The organism is Agromyces sp. Soil535, assembly GCF_001428255.1.
Classification (GTDB): Bacteria; Actinomycetota; Actinomycetes; order Actinomycetales; family Microbacteriaceae; genus Agromyces.
Map to the genome: position 1 here is coordinate 253,845 of NZ_LMRW01000023.1, position 17,830 is coordinate 271,674.

At 71.1% G+C, this 17,830-nt stretch carries 19 protein-coding genes; 10 read left to right on the top strand and 9 right to left on the bottom strand.

The window, feature by feature from the left end; translation table 11 throughout:
• Positions 1 to 87 precede the first annotated feature (87 nt).
• On the top strand, positions 88 to 1,314 hold the full coding sequence (locus ASG80_RS14215) for a PLP-dependent aspartate aminotransferase family protein (protein WP_056731802.1): 1,227 nt from the start codon (positions 88 to 90) through the stop codon (positions 1,312 to 1,314).
• Between the two features lie 64 nt (positions 1,315 to 1,378).
• Here the strand turns inward: ASG80_RS14215 and ASG80_RS14220 are convergent, their stop codons facing one another.
• Positions 1,379 to 3,175 (bottom strand): DEAD/DEAH box helicase, encoded by a 1,797-nt coding sequence (locus ASG80_RS14220; protein WP_056731804.1) that lies wholly within the window; start codon positions 3,173 to 3,175, stop codon positions 1,379 to 1,381.
• Between the two features lie 63 nt (positions 3,176 to 3,238).
• Between ASG80_RS14220 and ASG80_RS14225 the strand changes: the two genes are divergently transcribed.
• The gene (locus tag ASG80_RS14225) at positions 3,239 to 4,024 is read left to right on the top strand and encodes an SGNH/GDSL hydrolase family protein (RefSeq protein WP_056731806.1); all 786 of its coding nucleotides are present in this window, start codon (positions 3,239 to 3,241) and stop codon (positions 4,022 to 4,024) included.
• On the opposite strand, the gene ASG80_RS14230 is transcribed toward ASG80_RS14225, so the two are convergent.
• Complete coding sequence (locus ASG80_RS14230) at positions 4,006 to 5,289, bottom strand: D-alanyl-D-alanine carboxypeptidase family protein (protein WP_056731808.1); 1,284 nt, start codon at positions 5,287 to 5,289, stop codon at positions 4,006 to 4,008. The genes ASG80_RS14225 and ASG80_RS14230 overlap by 19 nt on opposite strands.
• Positions 5,286 to 6,122: an RNA methyltransferase gene (locus ASG80_RS14235; protein WP_056731810.1), complete on the bottom strand. Its 837-nt coding sequence runs from the start codon at positions 6,120 to 6,122 to the stop codon at positions 5,286 to 5,288. Before ASG80_RS14235 ends, ASG80_RS14230 begins: the two co-directional genes overlap by 4 nt.
• A 112-nt stretch (positions 6,123 to 6,234) precedes the next feature.
• Between ASG80_RS14235 and ASG80_RS14240 the strand changes: the two genes are divergently transcribed.
• Positions 6,235 to 7,056, top strand: a complete 822-nt coding sequence (locus ASG80_RS14240; protein WP_056731812.1) for an NAD-dependent protein deacetylase — start codon at positions 6,235 to 6,237, stop codon at positions 7,054 to 7,056.
• Positions 7,057 to 7,068: 12 nt separating this feature from the next.
• On the opposite strand, the gene ASG80_RS14245 is transcribed toward ASG80_RS14240, so the two are convergent.
• Positions 7,069 to 8,169, bottom strand: coding sequence for a glycosyltransferase family 1 protein (locus tag ASG80_RS14245; RefSeq protein ID WP_056731814.1), 1,101 nt, complete (start codon positions 8,167 to 8,169; stop codon positions 7,069 to 7,071).
• Positions 8,166 to 9,059, bottom strand: a complete 894-nt coding sequence (locus tag ASG80_RS14250; protein ID WP_056731816.1) for an alpha/beta fold hydrolase — start codon at positions 9,057 to 9,059, stop codon at positions 8,166 to 8,168. The genes ASG80_RS14245 and ASG80_RS14250 overlap by 4 nt, the downstream gene beginning before the upstream one ends.
• 112 nt (positions 9,060 to 9,171) lie before the next feature.
• Between ASG80_RS14250 and ASG80_RS14255 the strand changes: the two genes are divergently transcribed.
• Positions 9,172 to 9,957, top strand: coding sequence for an exonuclease domain-containing protein (locus tag ASG80_RS14255; protein WP_082590378.1), 786 nt, complete (start codon positions 9,172 to 9,174; stop codon positions 9,955 to 9,957).
• A gap of 73 nt (positions 9,958 to 10,030) precedes the next feature.
• Here the strand turns inward: ASG80_RS14255 and ASG80_RS14260 are convergent, their stop codons facing one another.
• The 3 genes from ASG80_RS14260 to glgA all read right to left on the bottom strand — a co-directional run bounded on the left by ASG80_RS14260 (position 10,031) and on the right by glgA (position 12,454).
• The gene (locus ASG80_RS14260) at positions 10,031 to 10,279 is read right to left on the bottom strand and encodes a type B 50S ribosomal protein L31 (RefSeq protein ID WP_056731818.1); all 249 of its coding nucleotides are present in this window, start codon (positions 10,277 to 10,279) and stop codon (positions 10,031 to 10,033) included.
• Positions 10,280 to 10,403: 124 nt separating this feature from the next.
• Positions 10,404 to 11,189 (bottom strand): ABC transporter ATP-binding protein, encoded by a 786-nt coding sequence (locus ASG80_RS14265; RefSeq protein WP_056731819.1) that lies wholly within the window; start codon positions 11,187 to 11,189, stop codon positions 10,404 to 10,406.
• A gap of 77 nt (positions 11,190 to 11,266) precedes the next feature.
• On the bottom strand, positions 11,267 to 12,454 hold the full coding sequence (gene glgA, locus ASG80_RS14270) for a glycogen synthase (RefSeq protein ID WP_056731821.1): 1,188 nt from the start codon (positions 12,452 to 12,454) through the stop codon (positions 11,267 to 11,269).
• An 82-nt stretch (positions 12,455 to 12,536) separates the two neighbouring features.
• Between glgA and ASG80_RS14275 the strand changes: the two genes are divergently transcribed.
• The 3 genes from ASG80_RS14275 to ASG80_RS14285 all read left to right on the top strand — a co-directional run bounded on the left by ASG80_RS14275 (position 12,537) and on the right by ASG80_RS14285 (position 15,488).
• The gene (locus ASG80_RS14275; RefSeq protein WP_056731823.1) at positions 12,537 to 13,781 is read left to right on the top strand and encodes a glucose-1-phosphate adenylyltransferase; all 1,245 of its coding nucleotides are present in this window, start codon (positions 12,537 to 12,539) and stop codon (positions 13,779 to 13,781) included.
• Complete coding sequence (gene serB / locus ASG80_RS14280) at positions 13,778 to 14,440, top strand: phosphoserine phosphatase SerB (protein WP_056731825.1); 663 nt, start codon at positions 13,778 to 13,780, stop codon at positions 14,438 to 14,440. Before ASG80_RS14275 ends, serB begins: the two co-directional genes overlap by 4 nt.
• A gap of 97 nt (positions 14,441 to 14,537) precedes the next feature.
• Positions 14,538 to 15,488 carry an SMP-30/gluconolactonase/LRE family protein gene (locus ASG80_RS14285; protein ID WP_056732175.1) on the top strand — a complete coding sequence of 317 codons (951 nt, stop codon included), beginning with the start codon at positions 14,538 to 14,540 and terminating at the stop codon, positions 15,486 to 15,488.
• A 22-nt stretch (positions 15,489 to 15,510) separates the two neighbouring features.
• Here ASG80_RS14285 and fabG read toward each other — a convergent pair whose 3' ends face one another.
• Positions 15,511 to 16,221, bottom strand: a complete 711-nt coding sequence (gene fabG / locus ASG80_RS14290) for a 3-oxoacyl-[acyl-carrier-protein] reductase (protein WP_056731827.1) — start codon at positions 16,219 to 16,221, stop codon at positions 15,511 to 15,513.
• Between the two features lie 144 nt (positions 16,222 to 16,365).
• Here fabG and ASG80_RS24795 point away from each other — a divergent pair, with 144 nt between their 5' ends.
• The 3 genes from ASG80_RS24795 to ASG80_RS14305 are packed head-to-tail and all read left to right on the top strand — an operon-like array spanning position 16,366 to position 17,830.
• Entirely contained in the window at positions 16,366 to 16,752 is a 387-nt protein-coding gene (locus ASG80_RS24795) for a DUF3099 domain-containing protein (RefSeq protein WP_082590380.1), read from the top strand.
• The gene (locus ASG80_RS14300; RefSeq protein WP_235508335.1) at positions 16,749 to 16,997 is read left to right on the top strand and encodes a hypothetical protein; all 249 of its coding nucleotides are present in this window, start codon (positions 16,749 to 16,751) and stop codon (positions 16,995 to 16,997) included. Before ASG80_RS24795 ends, ASG80_RS14300 begins: the two co-directional genes overlap by 4 nt.
• A complete protein-coding gene (locus tag ASG80_RS14305; RefSeq protein ID WP_056731828.1) occupies positions 16,994 to 17,830 on the top strand; it encodes an SURF1 family protein in 837 nt (278 codons plus the stop codon). The genes ASG80_RS14300 and ASG80_RS14305 overlap by 4 nt, the downstream gene beginning before the upstream one ends.

Consider the following 17,830-nt stretch of genomic DNA (forward strand, 5'->3'; position numbering starts at 1 on the left):
ATTGCAGAAGCTTCGGAATTTTCAGTGTATCGCACCGATCCTGCAAGGCGATTTGCTGATCGTCACAGATTCTGTTTCATTCAAGGCATGCAGACATCGTCGTCGCAGTTCGAGACCCGCGCCGTGCACGGCGGCATGGCCGGGGTCCGGACGAGCGGATCCCATGTGCCCGTCATCGACTTGTCGACCACGAACCCGCTGGGGTCCGTCGAGACCGGCGGCCTCTCGTACGAGGAGCTCGCCACGGGGCACGACCTCGGCGAGGGGCGCTCCGCGGTCTACCAGCGTCTCTGGCAGCCGGGCGTCGCCCGCTTCGAGGAGTCGCTCGCCGGGCTCGAGGGCACGGAGGGCGCCGTCGCCTTCGGGAGCGGCATGGCGGCGCTCGCGGCCACGCTCATCGCCACGGCGTCTGCAGGCAAGCCGCACGTCGTCGCCGTTCGCCCGCTCTACGGCGGCACCGACCACGTGCTCGAGAGCGGCCTGCTCGGCACCGAGGTCACCTGGTCGGATGCCGCAGGCATCGCCGCCGCCATCCGACCCGACACCGGGCTCGTCATCGTCGAGACTCCGGCGAACCCCACACTCGAGTTGCTCGACCTTCGCAGCGTGACGGATGCCGCTGGCGGCGTGCCCGTCCTCGTGGACAACACGTTCGCCACCCCCGTGCTGCAACGCCCGGCCGAGTTCGGCGCAACGCTCGTGCTGCACAGCGCCACGAAGTACCTCGGCGGACACGGCGACGTCATGGGCGGCGTCGTCGCCGGCGACCGGGTCTGGGTGGAACGGCTGCGCCGGGTCCGCGCGCTCACCGGCGGGCTGCTGCATCCGATGGCCGCCTACCTCCTGCATCGCGGACTCCGCACGCTGCCGGTGCGCGTGCGCGCCCAGCAGGAGACCGCGCGCGTGCTCGCCGAGCGACTGCTCGCCCACCCCGCCGTGGCGCACGTGCACTACCCCGGGCTGCCCGGGCAGGACCCCGCCGGACTCGTCGGCACGCAGCTCGAGGGTCCCGGGTCGATCATCGCGCTGGAGCTCGCCGGCGGTTACGACGCCGCCGCGCGCTTCACGGAGTCCTGCGAACTCGTCACGCACGCCGTGTCCCTCGGAGGCGTGGACTCGCTCGTCCAGCACCCGGCCTCGCTGACCCACCGCCCCGTCGCGGGCGAGGCGAAGCCCGGTGCCGCGGTGGTGCGCCTCTCGATCGGGCTCGAGCACGTCGACGACCTCACGGCCGACCTGATGGCCGCGCTCGACGCTGCGGCGGAGCTCGGCGGGCTCGTCGCTCCCGAGCAGGCGGGCGCGACCGCCGGCTGAGCCCGGGAGTCGGCCTCCATGGTGTCCGGCGGCGGATGCGGCTCCGGACGTCGCAGGCGCGGCCTCAGCGGCTGCCGAGCCGCCGGCGCAGCAGGTCGATGCGCGACTGCAGCTGCGTGACCGTCGCCTGGGCGACCGCCGGCCCGCCGCACACCCGCCGCAACTCCGCGTGCACCTGCGAGTGCGGCTCGCCCGTGTGGCGCGCCCACAGGCCCACGAGGCTGTTGAGCAGCGCCCGCTGCTCCTTCAGGGTGCGGTAGAGGGCGACCGGCTCGGGCTGCTCCGACTCCGCGGTGTGCTTGCGCCGGTCCCCCGCGCGCCGGGCCTGGCGCGCCTGGCGGTGCCGCAGCAGCTCGGAGACCTGCTCGGGCTCGAGGAGTCCCGGGATGCCGATGAAGTCGAACTCCTCGTCGCTGCCGGGCTCGGCGAGCGTGCCGAACTCGGTGCCGTCGTAGAGCACACGGTCGAACGAGGCATCCGACCCGATCGCCTCCCACGTGCCGAGCCCGGCCTCTTCGGACGCGCGTTCCTCGCGGTTTGCGGACTCCAGGAGGCTGTCGTCGAGGCCGTCGTCGTCACCATCGCCGCTGCGACGGTCGAGGGCATGGTCGCGCTCGAGCTCGAGCTGCGCGGCGAGGGACATGAGCGTGGGCACGTTGGGGAGGAACACCGAGGCCGTCTCGCCGCGACGGCGGGCACGCACGAAGCGGCCGATCGCCTGCGCGAAGTACAACGGCGTCGACGCGCTGGTGGCGTAGACCCCGACGGCGAGCCGAGGGACGTCGACGCCCTCGGACACCATGCGGACCGCGACCATCCACCTGCGGGTGTCGCCCGCGAACTCCTCGATGCGTGCGCTCGCCTCCTTCTCGTCGGAGAGCACCACGGTGACGGGTTCGCCGCGGATGCCCTCGAGGATCTGCGCATACGCCCGCGCCACGGTCTGGTCGGTCGCGATGACGAGCCCGCCCGCGTCGGGGATGCCGTGCCGCACCTCGGTGAGACGGCGGTCGGCCGCCTGCAGCACGGCGGGGATCCACTCGCCGGTGGGTTCGAGCGCCGTGCGCCACGCCGACGACGTGATGTCCTTCGTGTTGTCCTCGCCGAGGCGGGCCTCCATCTCGTCGCCCGCCTTGGTACGCCAGCGCATGTGCCCGGCGTAGACCATGAAGAGCACCGGACGCACGACCCCGTCGGCGAGGGCGCGCCCGTAGCCGTAGTCGTAGTCGGTCTTGGACAGCCGCACGCCCTGTGCGTCGGGCTCGTAGCGCACGAACGGGATCGGCGCGGTGTCGGAGCGGAACGGCGTGCCCGTGAGCGAGAGGCGCTTCGTCGCGGGTTCGAACGCCTCCCGGATCGCGTCGCCCCACGAGAGCGCGTCGCCGCCGTGATGCACCTCGTCGAGGATCACGAGCGTGCGTCCCGAGATCGTGAGCTCACGGTGCAGGGCGGGCCGCATGGCCACCTGCGCGTACGTGACGACGACGCCGTGGAAGTGTCGGGCGGACTGTCCGTGGGCGTTGCGGAAGCCCGGATCCAGTCGGATGCCGGCACGGGCCGCGGCATCCGCCCACTGCCGCTTGAGGTGGTCGGTCGGTGCGACCACCGTGATGCGGTCGATGACGCGGCGGGCGCGGAGCTCGGCCGCGAGACGCAGGGCGAAGGTCGTCTTGCCGGCGCCCGGCGTCGCAGCTGCGAGGAAGTCGCGTGGCATCTCGGCGAGGTACTGCTCGAGGGCCTCGGCCTGCCAGGCGCGCAGCTTGCTCGCGGTGCCCCACGCTGCTCGTTCGGGGAACGACGGGGAGAGGTGCTCGGCGGCCGAGGTGCCCGGCTGGTGGCCGGAAGGGGTCGCGGTGCTCACTGGATTCGAGAGTAGCGGAGGGGCCTGACATCCTCGAACCGACGACTTGGCACAATGGGAGTCATGGTTACGCAGCTGCATCCCTGGTCCCGCTACGTCGCCCTCGGCGACTCGTTCACGGAGGGCATCGGCGACCCCGAGCCCACAATGCCGGGCGGCCACCGCGGCTGGGCCGACCGAGTCGCCGAGGTGCTGTCGCAGGGCACCGAGGACTTCGCGTACGCCAACCTGGCGGTGCGCGGCAAGCTCATGCACCAGATCATCGACGAACAGCTCGAGCCTGCCCGCGCGCTCCGGCCCGACCTCATCACGATCTCCGCTGGCGGGAACGACGTCATCCGGCCGCGCACCGACCCCGACGAGGTCGCGGCGCGGTTCGAGCACGCGATCGAACGGCTCTCCCGCGACCACGCCGCGATCGTCATCTTCACCGGGGTCGACGTCGGGTTCTCACCCGTGTTCCGCGGCATCCGCGGCAAGGTCGCGATCTACAACGAGAACCTCCGGACGGTCGCCAAGAAGTACGACTGCATCGTCGCCGACCTGTGGGCGCTCGGCGAGATCCAGGACCAGCGCATGTGGTCGCCCGACCGCCTGCACGTCAACTCGCTCGGCCACCACACGGTTGCGCGCATGGTGCTCGACGCGCTCAACGTCGAGAACGACCTCGAGCCCATGAAGCCCGAGCCGCTCCCGACGAGCACGTGGCGGCAGGCACGCGTCGAAGACCTTGCGTGGGCGCGCGCGTATCTCGTGCCGTGGGTCCTGCGCCGCATCCGTCACCAGTCGTCGGGCGACCTCGTCTCGGCGAAGCGACCGGATGCCGGTCCCTACTCGCTGCCGGACTGAGCGACCCGCGCCGGGTCGAGCGCCCCGGGGTTCGTCAGTCGCCACCAGGCCCCAGGGTCGGTGAGCGAGGCGTCGAGCACGAGCGGCACCGTGATCTCCTGCGATCCCGCACGCACCACGGCGGTGCCCACCTCGTCGCCGCGGTCCGCGAGCGTCACCGGATCGGCGTGCACCTCGACGTCGACCGGCGTGTCGCTCCAGACGACGACGGATGCCCCGCCGGTCGTGCGTGCTCGGGCCGTCTCGCCCCACGGGGTCTCGTACTCCGCGAGCGTCTGGTTCGCCTCGAGCGGCGCGACCTCGTGGAACCCTGGTGCGACGGAGTCGAGGAGCGCGGCGATCGCGTCGTTCAGCACGGCGTGCGTCGCGCCGCCGAGGAGCACCCCGACGACGGTGACGCTCGACGACCCGACCGGGACGTCGGCGGAGAAGAGCAGGTTCGCGGCGTCGTCGGTGGTGCCCGTCTTGATGCCGTCGACGCCGTGGGTGCCGAGGAGCTTGTTGCCGTTCTTGAGGGTGCCGAGCTCGGGGACGTCCACCGATTGCGTCGCGACGATCTCGGCGACGGCGGGATTCTCGAGCGCGATCTCGCCGAGCTGCACGAGTTCGGCGGCGGTGCTGACGTTCTCGAGGGAGAGACCGCTCGAGTCCGCGAGGCGCGTGTTGACGAGGCCGTGCGCGTCGAGCCAGGCGCGGGCCCGCTCGAGGAATCCGTCGACCGACCCGAACGCCCAGTTCGCGATGGAGATCGCATAGTTGTTGCCCGACGGCAGCAGCATCGCCTCGAGGCTCTCGCGGAGCGTCAGGGTCGCTCCCGCCTGCACCGGCGCGACGGACCCGTTCTGCGCGATCATGTCCCAGTAGATGGCGACGTCGGCGTCGGTGTAGGCGATCTCGGGGCCGCCCTGCCCCGTTGCGATCGGATGCTCCTCCAGCACCACGAGCGCGGTGACGACCTTGGTGATGCTGGCGATCGCGACGGGGTCCTGCTCGTTGCCGGCCGCCAGGAGCCCGTCGAACCCGACCGCGCCGACCGCGTAGCTGCCGAATCCCGGCAGGGCGAGCGCCTGCGGTGCGGCGACGACCGGCGCCGGGTCGGTCACCTGCGGTGCGGCGGCCGGGATGGGCGCCCCCAGCGCGTTGGCGGTGTAGAAGCCGCCCGTGGTGAGCAGCGCGAGCACGATGGCGAGGGCGCTGAACACGACGATGCGACGTCGGCGGTACACGCGGACGCTCGGCCTGGGCTTCGGTGACGCGGCGCTCATCGATCGCCTCCCGCGGGCTCGCCGGTGATCGGATCGACGGCCAGCGCGTAGAGCGCGACGGCCGCCGCGGCGGCCACGTTCAGCGAGTCGACGCCGTGCGCCATGGGGATCCTGACGACGAGATCGGCGGCGTCGAGCGCGTGCGTGCTGAGCCCGTCGCCCTCCGCGCCGAACACGAGCGCGAGCCGCTCGGGCGGGTCGGTGGCGAGGTGGCGCAGCGAGACCGCGTCGGCGGCCAGGGCGAGCGCCGCGATCGAGAACTCGTGGGCGTGCAGCATCCGTGCCGCCTCGGGCCACTCGGGCAGGCGCGTCCACGGCACCTGGAAGACCGTGCCCATGCTGACCCGAACGCTGCGCCGGTAGAGCGGGTCGGCGCACCTCGGGCTCACGAGCACCGCGTCGGCTCCGAGCGCAGCGACCGAGCGGAAGATGGCGCCGACGTTCGTATGGTCCACGATGTCCTCGAGCACGACGACCCTGCGCGCGGCGGCGAGCAGCTCCGCCGGGTCGGGGAGGGCCGGACGCTCGAACGCCGCGAGGGCCCCACGGTGCACGCGGTAGCCGGTGATCTCCTCGAGTTGGTCGGGGTCGGCGAGGTGCACGGGCACGTCGAACGGAGCGAGGGCGGACTCGAGGCCGGGGAGCCACTTCTCCTCCATGAGCACGGAGCGCGGCCGATGGCCCGCGCCGATGGCTCGGCGGATGACCTTCGCGGACTCGGCGATGTAGAGGCCCTGCGCAGGCTCGTGGGCGCTGCGCAGGGTCACGTCGGTGAGCCGGGCGTAGTCGGCCACGGCGTCGGATGCCGCGTCGCGGACTCGTTCGATGTGCATGGGTCTCCTCCCCTCCAGCCTGCCAGTGCACGAAACATTCCGGAAAACGGAGACGTCTAGAATCGGACCACCGGCGAAGGGAGACGCGGTGGTGCCTGGCCTCGAAGCTCCGATGCTGACCGATGCGCTGTTCGATGCGGCGATCGGCCTCATGCGCGGCGCACAGGTCGCAGTGCTCACCGGCGCGGGCGTGTCGACGGACTCCGGCATCCCCGACTACCGCGGCGAGGGCGCCCCGGTGCGCACGCCGATGACCCTGCAGGCCTTCCTCGCCTCCGAGACGGCGCGCAAGCGCTACTGGGCGGGGAGCCATCTCGGCTGGCGCAGCTTCGGCAATGCGCGACCCAACTCGGGCCACGTCGCGCTCGCCGACCTCGAGGCGGGCGGCGTCGTGACGGGGGTCGTCACGCAGAACGTCGACGGGCTGCATCGGCGGGCAGGCAGCCGCCACGTGGTGGAGCTGCACGGCGGAATGGACCGCGTGCTGTGCCTCACGTGCGGCCAGCACTACGCCCGGCAGGCCATTGCCGACCGCCTCACCGAGCTGAACCCGGCGATCGACCTCGAGACCGGCATTCGTCCGCGGCCCGACGGCGACGTGGACGTCGACGACGTCGACGCGATGGTGATCCCTGCCTGCACCGTGTGCGGAGGCATCCTGAAGCCCGATGTCGTGTTCTTCGGCGAGTTCGTGCCGGCCGACACCTACCAGGCCGCGGCTTCGCTCGTGCAGGGTGCCGACACGCTGCTCGTGGCGGGATCGTCGCTCGTGGTGAACTCGGGCATGCGGCTCATCGAGCTCGCGCGTCGCCGCCGCACGCCGATCATCGTCGTGAACCGCGGCATCACCAAGGGCGACAGCCGCGCGACGGTGAAGATCGACGCCGGCGCGAGCGAGACGCTCACCGCGATGGCGGCCGCACTGCGGTCATGACCCGTCGTCGGCTCAGCGCCGCCGGCCCGCGCGACGACGACGCGTGCCCGGCGCCACCGTGCGACGCATGAGCGCGAGCAGCTGCTCCGCGGACGACGCCCAGTTGTAGCGTGCGGCCACGGCGACGGATGCCGCGGAGCGCCACTCCCATTCCCCCTCGCGTTCCAGCGACCAGAGGGCCGCGACCAGTGACTCGGGGTTGCCCGGATCGAAGAAGAGGGCGGCGTCGCCGCCGATCTCGCGGAAGATCGGGATGTCGCTCACCACGACCGGCGTGCCGAGGCGCATGGCTTCGACGAGCGGGATGCCGAACCCCTCCGCGCGCGACGCGTGCACGAGCGCGGTGGCGCCGGAGAGGAGCCTGGCGTACTCGGCATCCGTCGCACCGTTGTGGAAAACGAGCCGGGCCTGCGGGGCGAGCTGCGTGAGCCGGGCACGCTCATCGCGGCTGATTCGGCTCATGAGATGCAGCTCGTGTCGGGGCAGGGCGGCGACGGCGCGCACGAGCGTGTCGACGTTCTTGTACGGCATGTAGGAGCCCATGTACACGAGCCGGCGACCCTCGGGTCGCTGGCGCGGCAGCGAGCGCGCGCCGTGGTCGCCGGCGGCGTTCGGCACCACCGTGACCGGGCGATCGGTGAGATGGTGCTCCCGGATGAGCCCGGCAGTGGTCTCGGACACCGTGACGACGGCGTCGGCGCGGTTGAGCAGCATGCGCTGTGGCCACCATGCGAGGTGGTAGAGCCGCCACAGCAGGCGGACGGGCCAGGACAGGTCGAGGGGCGGGGTGCGGTTCTCGTAGTAGATGAGGTCGTGCAGGGTCAGCAGGAGCTTGTAGTCGCGTCCCCACGACCCCATCGTCTGCATCGGCGTGAACACGATGTCGGGACGGAGCTTCCTCACCTGGAGGGCCACGAGCGGCTCGCGAATGCTCGTCGGCGAGCTCACGAGCTGCCACGGCAGCGCCGGCAGCATCTCGAGCTGCCGGTGGTCGCTGATGAGCATGGTGAGCGGATGCCGCTTGCCGAGCTCCGTGACGATGCCCGCCGTGAACCGGCTGATCCCGTCGTGGTGGCCGATGCGAACATAACGGCAGTCGACGACGACCCTCACGCGCGCGCTCCGGAGCGCAGGAAGCGGAGGATGCGGCCGGCGGCGTCGCCGGGCGTCTCGTAGTGGATCAGGTGCCCGACCTCGGGGATGATCTCGAGCGAGGCATCCGGGAAGAGCGTCACGAGGCGACGCTGCGCGTCGATCGGGGTGACGTCGTCGCGCTCGGCGGCGACGAGCAGGGTGGGCACGTGGATGTCGGCGGCGTACTCGCTCACGTCATGGCTCACCGACGCCCGGAACGCCTCCAGCACGGCGTCGCGATCGCCGAACACGGAGAAGTACCGGTCGTGCTGGTCGTGGATCCACCGGCGGAGCGTCTTCGATCGGGTCTTCGCCATGGTGACGCTCATGACCCGCACGATCGCGCCGTTGCGGAGGAGCGCGAAGCCCGCGCGCTCGGGAAGCGCCGCTGCGGTGCGGTAGTACAGCACCGCGAGGCGGGTCATCACCCCGCGCGGGCCCTCGAGTGCGGGAGCGCCGATCGGGTTCACCAGCACGAGTCGCTCGGGCGCGAGGCCGCGGGCCACGGCGGCGGCCGAGACGATCGATCCGAACGAGTGTCCGAGTAGCGCGTACGGGCCGGTGATGCCGCTCGCGTCGATGAACGCGGCCAGCCAGTCGGCGTACCCCTCGATGTCGTGGGGGCGATCGGCGAACGTCGCCGACTCGCCGAAGCCCGGAAGGTCGGGTGAGATGATGCGGAACCCCGGCAACTGCGCGACCACGGGCTCGAGGCCGTGGTGGTCGCCGCGGAAGCCGTGCACGAGCACGAGCACCGGGGCATCCGCCTGACCGTACTCCCACCACGCGGTCTCGGCGCCGTCGACGTCGGTGCGGTGCGCGCTCACGGGGATGCGAGCGAGCTGCTCGTCGTACGGGGAGGCGATCATCCCGCACATTCTACGGCGCGGTGCCTGCGCGATCGCCCGCCGTCCACAGTCGATGCCGGGACACGCGGGTCGCTCCGCGGGTCTGACGGTGGCCGCCCATAGCCTTCGAACCATGGATGCCACGAGCAGCGCCCGCTGGGCCGACACCCTCGTCGTCTTCGACCTCGAGACCACCGGCATCGACGTCGACACCTGCCGCATCGTGACCGCCCACGTGGGCGTGATCGGCGCGAGCGGCGAGGTGCTCGAGCGTCGCGAGTGGCTCGTCGATCCGGGCGTGGAGATCCCCACCGCCGCGTCGCTCATCCACGGCGTCACCACCGAGCGAGCCCGGCTCGAGGGCGTTCCCGCTGCCGGCGCGGTCGCCGAGATCATCGCAGCACTGTCGGATGCCGCGAGCCGGGGCCTGCCCATCGTGGCCTACAACGCGGCGTACGACCTCACCCTCCTCGAGCGCGAGGCCGAGCGCTACGGCCACACGCCGCTGCCCGGCCCCGGGCCGGTGATCGACCCGCTCGTCATCGACAAGGCCGTCGACCGCTACCGGCGAGGCAAGCGCACCCTCACGGCGGCGGCCGCGCACTACGGCGTCGAGCTGCCGAACGCTCACGACGCCGGCGCCGATGCTGTCGCGGCCGGCCGCGTGGCGCAGGCCATCGTGCGTACCTATCCCGAACTCGCGGCAGTCGCGGTCGCCGACCTTCACGCGCGGCAGGTGGACTGGTGCCGCGAGCAGGCCGAGAGCTACCAGGCGTACCGTCGCGCGAACGGCGAGCCCGGGTTCACGACCTCGGGCGCCTGGCCCGTCCGGCGACCTGCGACGGCGACGCTGCCCATGTCCGCCCCGGTGCTCGAGCTCGCCCTGCCGGTACCGGCGTCCGCCGACATGCTGTTCTAGCCTCGACCCGCCAGTCGGTCACGGCATGACGAAGGGCGGGCGACTGGAGTCGCCCGCCCTCGTTCGGCAGTGCCTACTTGCCGAAGTTCTTGAAGCGCTGGTTGAACTTCTCGACGCGGCCGGCCGAGTCCATGATGCGCTGCTTGCCCGTGTAGAACGGGTGCGACTCCGACGAGATCTCGACGTCGATCACCGGGTAGGTGACGCCATCGAGCTCGATCGTCTTGTCGCTCGTCGCGGTCGAGCGGGTGAGGAACGTGGCGCCCGAGGAGAGGTCGCGGAAGACGACGGCGTTGTACTCGGGGTGGATGTCGGTCTTCATGGAGACTTCCTTGCTGATCGGATGATGAACTGGAATTCCGCCCACGAGCGCACGCACGGCGGCAGAAAAGCATGGTGGCCCTCGGGCCAGCTATCGATTCTAGCAGAATCGCCGCGGTGGCACGTCAGGCGGCGCGCGCGGCGAATCGCCCCTCGGCCTCGGTGAGGTCGATGTCGAGCCCGAATGTCTCGGTGAGCGTCTCAGACGTCAGTGCCTCGGCCATCGGTCCGGCGGCCACGATGCCGCCGTGCGAGAGCAGCAGCGCGTGCGTGAAGCCCTGCGGGATCTCCTCGACGTGGTGGGTCACCATGACGATCGCGGGCGATGCCGTCGAGGAGGCGTAGCCGCCGAGAAGGCCGACGAGCTCCTCGCGTGCGCCGAGGTCGAGGCTCGCGGCGGGCTCGTCGAGCAGGAGCAGCTCGGGGTCGGTCATCACCGAGCGGGCGATCTGCACGCGCTTCTGCTCGCCGTCGGAGAGGCTGCCGAACTTGCGCTCGGCGAAGCCTTCGAGGCCCCACTCTTTGAGCACGCGATGGGCGCGGCGGAGGTCGATCTCCTCGTACTCCTCGTTCCAGCGGCCGGTGACCGAGTACGCCGCCGTGAGCACCACATCGAGCACGATCTCATTGCGCGGGATCTTGCGTGCCATCGCCGTGGAGGCGAAGCCGATCATGGGGCGGAGCTCGAAGACGTCGACCTTGCCGAGCGCCTCCTGCAGCACGTCCGCCGTGCCCTTCGACGGATGCATCGCCGCGGCGGCGATCTGCAGCAGCGTCGTCTTGCCCGCACCGTTCGGCCCGAGGATGACCCAGCGCTCGTCGGAGTCGACGCTCCACGTCACCGAGTCGAGGATCAGATTGCCGTCTCGGACCACCGACACATCGCGGAACTGCAGCACCGTACTCGCCATGTGACCCATGCTATCGGGACCGGAAGGGCCCTCCGTTCCGCCGGAGGGGCCGCCGCCGGCGCGACGTCGCGCTCGCGTCAACCCTCCAGCACCCGCTCGTACAGTTCGCGTGTGCGTGCGGCGATCGCGTCCCACGCGAAATGCTCCTCGGCGCGGCGACGCCCCGCCCGCCCCATCGCCCGGGCGGAGTCGGGGTCGGTCACCACGCGCGTGAGCACCGCTGCGAGGTCGCCGACGAACGCGTCGGGGTCGAGCGGAGTGCCCGTGCCGTCGTCTGCCTGCTCGATCGGCACGAGCACCCCGGTCACGCCGTCGTCGACGACCTCGGGGATGCCGCCGGTGGCGGTGCCCACCACGGGAGCGCCGCACGCCATGGCCTCGAGGTTCACGATGCCGAGGGGCTCGTACACCGACGGGCAGACGAACGCGGTCGCAGCCGTGAGCAGCGCGGTGAGCTCGTTTCGCGGCAGGTGGCGGTCGATCCAGACGACGCCACCGCGCTCGGCACTGAGCTCGTCGACGAGGGCGGTGACCTCGGCCAGGATCTCCTCCGTGTCGGGTGCACCCGCGCAGAGCACGAGCTGCACGTCGGGCGGCAGCAGGCGCGCCGCGCGTAGGAGGTACGGCAGTCCCTTCTGCCGGGTGATGCGCCCGACGAAGATCACCGACGGGAGATCTGGGTCGAGGCCGAGCGACCGCGCGAGTTCGGCGTCGTGGTTGGGCTGCCAGTCGGCGAGGTCGATGCCGTTGTACACGACCTCGACCTTGCCGGGGTCGATCGACGGGTAGGCGCGCAGGATGTCGCGGCGCATGCCTCCGCTCACGGCGATGACGGCGTCGGCGTCCTCGAACGCCGTGCGCTCGACCCAGGAGCTCAGGCGGTAGCCGCCGCCCAGCTGCTCCGCCTTCCATGGCCGCAGCGGCTCCAGGCTGTGCGCCGTGACGACGTGCGGGATGCCGTGAAGCCTCTTCGCGGTGAAGCCGGCGAAGTTCGCATACCAGGTGTGCGAGTGCACGAGGTCGGCGCCGGCGGCATCCCCGGCCATCAGCAGGTCGACGCCCATGGTGCCGAGCGCGGCGTTTCGACCGTCGAACTCGGCGGGCGTGGCGTACCCGAATGCGCCGGCCTCGTCGCGCGGCGCCCCGAAGCAGCGCACGACCACGTCGAGGTCGCGACGGAGCGCCCGCACGAGCTCGGCGACGTGCACTCCGGCGCCTCCATACACCTCGGGCGGGTACTCACGGGTGAGCAGGTCGACGCGCATGGTGCAACGCTAGCGCAGCGGCATCCGTCATGGTCCGACTTCCCCACCACGCAAGCGGCGTCGTCTGACTACGCTGGTGGGCATGGCGCGCAAGGTATTCGGCATCGTCCTCGCTGGCGGCGAGGGCAAGCGGCTCATGCCCCTCACGGAGGACCGCGCGAAGCCCGCGGTGCCGTTCGGCGGGCAGTACCGACTCATCGACTTCGCGTTGTCGAACCTGCTGAACTCGGGCCTCAGGCAGATCGTGGTGCTCACGCAGTACAAGTCGCACAGCCTCGACCGCCACGTATCGCAGACGTGGCGCATGAACGGGCTGCTGAACTCCTACGTCGCATCCGTCCCCGCGCAGCAGCGTCTCGGCAAGCGCTGGTTCTCGGGGTCGGCCGACGCCATCCTGCAGAGCCTCAACCTCATTTACGACGAGCAGCCCGACATCATCGTCGTGGTCGGCGCCGACCACGTGTACCGCATGGACTTCAGCCAGATGATCGACGCCCACATCGAGTCGGGCCTGTCGGCCACGGTCGCCGCGATCCGCCAGCCGATCTCGCTGGCCGACCAGTTCGGGGTCATCGAGGTGGACCCCAAGCACCCCGCCCGCATCCATCGGTTCCTCGAGAAGCCGAAGGAGCCGGTGGGGCTGCCCGACGCGCCGCACGAGGTGCTCGCGTCGATGGGCAACTACGTGTTCGACGCCGATGCGCTCATCGACGCCGTGCTCCGCGACGGGGAGCGCACAGACTCCAGCCACGACATGGGCGGCGACATCATTCCCGCGTTCGTCTCGCAGGGCGCCGCGGGCGTCTACGACCTGAAGCGCAACGACGTGCCGGGCTCCACCGACCGCGACCGCTACTACTGGCGCGACGTGGGCACGATCGACTCCTTCTTCGAGGCCCACCAGGACCTCATCTCGGTGCTGCCCGTGTTCAATCTCTACAACCGCGAGTGGCCGATCTTCAGCCAGCAGCTCAACTCGCCGCCGGCCAAGTTCACACGCGACGCGCGCGGCTCCCTCGGCACCGTCATCGACTCGATCGTCTCGCTCGGATCGGTCATCTCGGGGGCGCACGTGGAGCGCAGCGTGCTCGGGCCGTGGGCGATCGTGGGTTCCGGAGCACACGTGGCGGACTCGATCCTCTTCGACCGCGCACGCATCGACGCCGGCGCCACCGTGCAGCGGGCGATCCTCGACAAGGAGGTCGTCGTCGAGGCAGGGGCGCACATCGGCGTCGACCGCGCCGAGGACCTTGCGCGCGGCTTCATCGTGACCGACAGCGGCATCACGGTCGTCGGCAAGGGCTCGCGGGTTCGGGCCTCCGCGTGACGGGCACGGCGGCCGGCCGCGCGAGCGGCCCCCTCGTCGTGCTCGATGCGGACTCGACGCTCATCCGCGAGGAGGCGATCGAACTGCTCGCGGACGCCGCGGGCAGCCTCGACCTCGTGACCGAGGTGACCGAGCGTGCGATGCGTGGCGAGCTCGACTTCGCGGCCAGCCTCAGGGAACGGGTCGCGACGCTCGTGGGACTCGACGTCGCGGTGTTCGAGCAGGCGCGGGCCCGCATGACGCCGACCGCCGGGGTGCACGAGCTCATCGAGGGCGTCCACGCCGCCGGCGGGCGCATGGGCGTCGTCTCCGGCGGGTTCCATGAGCTGCTCGATCCGCTTGCGACGCGGCTCGGCCTCGACTTCTGCCGCGCGAACCGGCTCGAGGTGGTGGGCGGGCGGCTCACCGGTCGTGTCGAAGGCGCGATCATCGACGCCCACGCCAAGGCGACGGCGCTCGACGAGTGGGCCGAGGCGAGCGGCATCCGCCTCGACTGCACCGTCGCGGTGGGTGACGGCGCCAACGACCTCGAGATGCTCGGCCGGGCGACGCTCGGAGTCGCATTCTGCGCGAAGCCGGTCGTACGCGAGCGAGCGGATGTCGCGATCGACCGTCCCGACCTCAGCCAGGTGCTGGCGCTGCTCGGGCTGCGCGGCTGACGCCGCCTCGGACCGCCTGCGCCCGATCGCCGGGTCGCCTCGATGAGGGAACCGGCCGAAGCTGGCCGCTGCGGCGATGCCGACGTAGCATGTGCGCATGTCCGGTCGCATCGTCGCACGTACATTCGCCGCCGTCGCATTGGCTGGCCTCCTCGCCGTCTCGGCGGCAGGCGCAGCCTACGCCGCGAGTTCGCCGCCGGGAGGCGGTGCGGTCGAGGACCTGATCGAGTTGCCCGATGGCTTCCGCCCCGAGGGCATCGCCATCGATCCGCGCGGGACCGCCTACCTCGGATCACTGGCCGACGGCGACATCTACGCCGCCGACCTGCGCACCGGCCAGGGCGAGGTCATCAGCGAGGGCCCCGGTACTCCGTCGGTCGGCCTCAAGATCGACCAGCACGGTCGCCTGTTCGTCTCGGGCGGGCCGTCCGGAACCGCACGCGTCGTCGACAGTGCGACCGGCGACGTCCTCGCCGACTACCAGCTGACCGAGGGTCCGGCATTCATCAACGATGTCGTGCTGACCCGCGACGGTGCCTGGTTCACGAACAGCTTCGCAGCTGAGCTGTACTTCCTGCCGGTGGCACCGTCGGGCACGCTGCCGGATGCCTCGGAGATCGTGACCCTGTCACTCACCGGCGATTGGGTGCAGCAGCCGGACTTCAACGCCAACGGCATCGCCGAGACGCCGGATCGCCAGTCGCTCCTCGTGATCCAGTCGGCGACGGCGACCCTGTTCCGCGTCGATCCGGCGACCGGCGAGGCGACCACGGTCGATCTCGGCGGCACCGCACTGCCGAACGGCGACGGCCTCCTCGTGATCGGCGGCACGCTCTACGTGGTGCAGAACTTCTCGAACACCGTCGCGGTCGTCCGATTGGCCGCCGACGGTACGAGCGGCACGCTCGTCGACCAGCTGACCAGTCCCGAGTTCGACGTGCCGACCACGGTGGCGGCGTACGGCTCGAGCCTGTTCCTGCCGAACGCGCGATTCAGCACGCCGCCGACGCCCGACACCGAGTACGACGTGGTGCGGATCGACCCCTGAGTCAGTGCGACGGGATGCGTGCCTAGTGCCCCATCCCGAGGCCGCCGTCGACGGGGATGACCGCGCCCGAGACGTAGCCGGCGTCGTCGCCGGCGAGCCACGCGACCACCTTCGCGACCTCCTCGGGCGACGCGAACCGCCCGAGCGGGATGCTCTTCTTGTACTCCGCCTGCTGGGCCTCGGGCAGATCGTCGGTCATGTCGGTCTCGATGAAGCCCGGGGCGACGACGTTCGCCGTGATGTTGCGGGCGCCGAGCTCGCGCGTGAGGGAGCGTGCCATGCCGACCAGACCGGCCTTCGACGCCGAGTAGTTGACCTGCCCCGCGGAGCCGTAGAGGCCGACCACGCTGGAGATGAGCACGATGCGGCCGAAGCGCGCCTTGAGCATGCCCTTCGAGGCGCGCTTGACGACGCGGAACGCCCCGGTGAGGTTCGTGTCGATGACGCTCGTGAACTCGTCCTCGCTCATGCGCAGGAGGAGCGTGTCGCGCGTGATGCCGGCGTTGGCCACGATGACCTCGACGGGGCCGAGGGTCGCCTCGACCTCGGTGAACGCGTGGTCGACGGAGGCCGCATCCGTGACATCCGCCCGCACCGTGAGCGAGCCCTCGGGGCCCTCGCCGGAACGGGCCGTCACGGCGACTCGGTGACCCTGGGCGATGAACTCGCGGGCGATCGCATACCCGATGCCCCGATTGCCACCGGTCACGAGGACGGTGCGACTCGTCGTCATGTGGACTCCGTTCTGTGCGGTCGGGCGGGCGCCCTGGCCGATCGGCCCGTCCCAGCATAGAGGCTCGCCGATCGGGGCTTCCGCCGGGCTCAGACGGACGTAGGCTTGAGGGAGAGGAGTGCCGCGCGACCCACGGCGACCACCATGAAGCAGCAGTCGATCACCTCGCTTCCGCCCTCGCCCGAAGCGGAGCGGCGGGCGCGCATGATCAAGTACACGATCGCGATGTCGATCCGTGTCGCCTGCATCTTCGCCATGCTCTTCGCACAGGGCTGGTGGCTCGCGGTCTTCGCCGCCGGCGCGATCTTCCTGCCGTACGTGGCCGTGGTGCTCGCCAACGTCAGTGGGCCGACAAGGGCCCCCGAGGTGCTCCGGCCCGGCAGCATCGTGCCCAGTACCGCCGCGCAACCGGGTGCCATGCCTGCCGAGGGCGCAGGCGAGCCGCCCGATGCGGAGGCGCCGGATGCCCCGAACGCCGAACCGGTCCCCGAGGCCGCTCCCCCGCCCGACGACGGGCACGGTGTCGAGTGATCGGCGTCATCGGGGCGGATGCCGCCTCCGACGTGTGCTCGCGCGCGGCATGCCGCGAGACCGCCACCTGGCGCATCGACTGGCAGAATCCCCGCATCCATACGGATGACCGATGGAAGACCTGGCTCGCCTGCGACGAGCACGTCGAGTACCTCCGCGGGTTCCTCGAGGCGCGGTCGTTCCCGGTGCGTGTCGCGCCGTTCGAGGCAGTCACGACGGATGCCGCGACGGGGGCGGAGTCGTGAGCGAGTGGTCGTTCCTCAGGTCACCGCGTTGGCTCGGATACCTCGCCCTCGTGATCGTCTTCGCCGTGGCATGCTGCGCGCTCGGCACGTGGCAGCTGAACCGGCGTGCGGAGGCGCTCGCCGAGGTCGCACGCATCGACGCGAACTACGACGCGGGCGCCATACCGGTGGCAGAGGCGCTCCCCGATACGGACGCGTTCGACGCCGACCAGCGCTGGCAGGTCGTCGCCCTCTCCGGCGAATACCTCGCCGACGAGGAGGTCGTGGTGCGCAATCGCCCCTTCGGGGGCAGTTCCGGCTTCGAGGTCGTCACGCCGTTCCGCCTCGACGACGGCACCGTGTTCATGGTCGACCGCGGTTGGATCGCCCAGGACTCCGACGGCCGACCGAGCGAGTACGCCGCCCCGTCCTCGGGGCACATCGAGGTGGAGGCGCGCCTGAAGGCCGGTGAGGAGCGCATCGCCGGCCGCACCAGCACCGGCGACGAGCTCGCGACCATCGATCTCCAAGAGCTCGCCGACCGTGTCGGCGAGCCGAGCTACACGGGCGCGTATGGGCTGCTCGTGCAGGCGGGCGACGACGCCGGCGACCCGCCGCTCGCAGCGGCTCGCCCTGTTCGCGATGAGGGTCCGCACCTCTCGTACGCCCTGCAGTGGTTCGTGTTCGCGCTCCTCGGGTTCATCGGACTGGGTTGGGCGGCGAACCAGGAGCGCCGTGCCCTCGTCGAGGCATCCGCGTCGCCCGAGGCGCCGAAGGCGCCGCGCGAGCCACGGAAGCCGCCACGCGAGCGCGGGGATGCCGACATCGAGGACGAGATCCTCGACCGGCGGTAG

What these genes read in the sequence shown, in the direction of transcription:
- glgA (WP_056731821.1), bottom strand. Translation starts at nt 12,454, where the DNA reads ATGCGCGTCGACCTGCTCACCCGTGAGTACCCGCCCGAGGTGTATGGA.
- fabG (WP_056731827.1), bottom strand. Translation starts at nt 16,221, where the DNA reads ATGACGACGAGTCGCACCGTCCTCGTGACCGGTGGCAATCGGGGCATC.
- ASG80_RS14240 (WP_056731812.1), top strand. Translation starts at nt 6,235, where the DNA reads ATGCTGACCGATGCGCTGTTCGATGCGGCGATCGGCCTCATGCGCGGC.
- ASG80_RS14275 (WP_056731823.1), top strand. Translation starts at nt 12,537, where the DNA reads ATGGCGCGCAAGGTATTCGGCATCGTCCTCGCTGGCGGCGAGGGCAAG.
- ASG80_RS14255 (WP_082590378.1), top strand. Translation starts at nt 9,172, where the DNA reads ATGGATGCCACGAGCAGCGCCCGCTGGGCCGACACCCTCGTCGTCTTC.
- ASG80_RS14260 (WP_056731818.1), bottom strand. Translation starts at nt 10,279, where the DNA reads ATGAAGACCGACATCCACCCCGAGTACAACGCCGTCGTCTTCCGCGAC.
- ASG80_RS14235 (WP_056731810.1), bottom strand. Translation starts at nt 6,122, where the DNA reads ATGCACATCGAACGAGTCCGCGACGCGGCATCCGACGCCGTGGCCGAC.
- ASG80_RS14230 (WP_056731808.1), bottom strand. Translation starts at nt 5,289, where the DNA reads ATGAGCGCCGCGTCACCGAAGCCCAGGCCGAGCGTCCGCGTGTACCGC.
- ASG80_RS14215 (WP_056731802.1), top strand. Translation starts at nt 88, where the DNA reads ATGCAGACATCGTCGTCGCAGTTCGAGACCCGCGCCGTGCACGGCGGC.
- ASG80_RS14225 (WP_056731806.1), top strand. Translation starts at nt 3,239, where the DNA reads ATGGTTACGCAGCTGCATCCCTGGTCCCGCTACGTCGCCCTCGGCGAC.
- ASG80_RS14250 (WP_056731816.1), bottom strand. Translation starts at nt 9,059, where the DNA reads ATGATCGCCTCCCCGTACGACGAGCAGCTCGCTCGCATCCCCGTGAGC.
- ASG80_RS24795 (WP_082590380.1), top strand. Translation starts at nt 16,366, where the DNA reads ATGAAGCAGCAGTCGATCACCTCGCTTCCGCCCTCGCCCGAAGCGGAG.
- ASG80_RS14265 (WP_056731819.1), bottom strand. Translation starts at nt 11,189, where the DNA reads ATGGCGAGTACGGTGCTGCAGTTCCGCGATGTGTCGGTGGTCCGAGAC.
- ASG80_RS14285 (WP_056732175.1), top strand. Translation starts at nt 14,538, where the DNA reads ATGTCCGGTCGCATCGTCGCACGTACATTCGCCGCCGTCGCATTGGCT.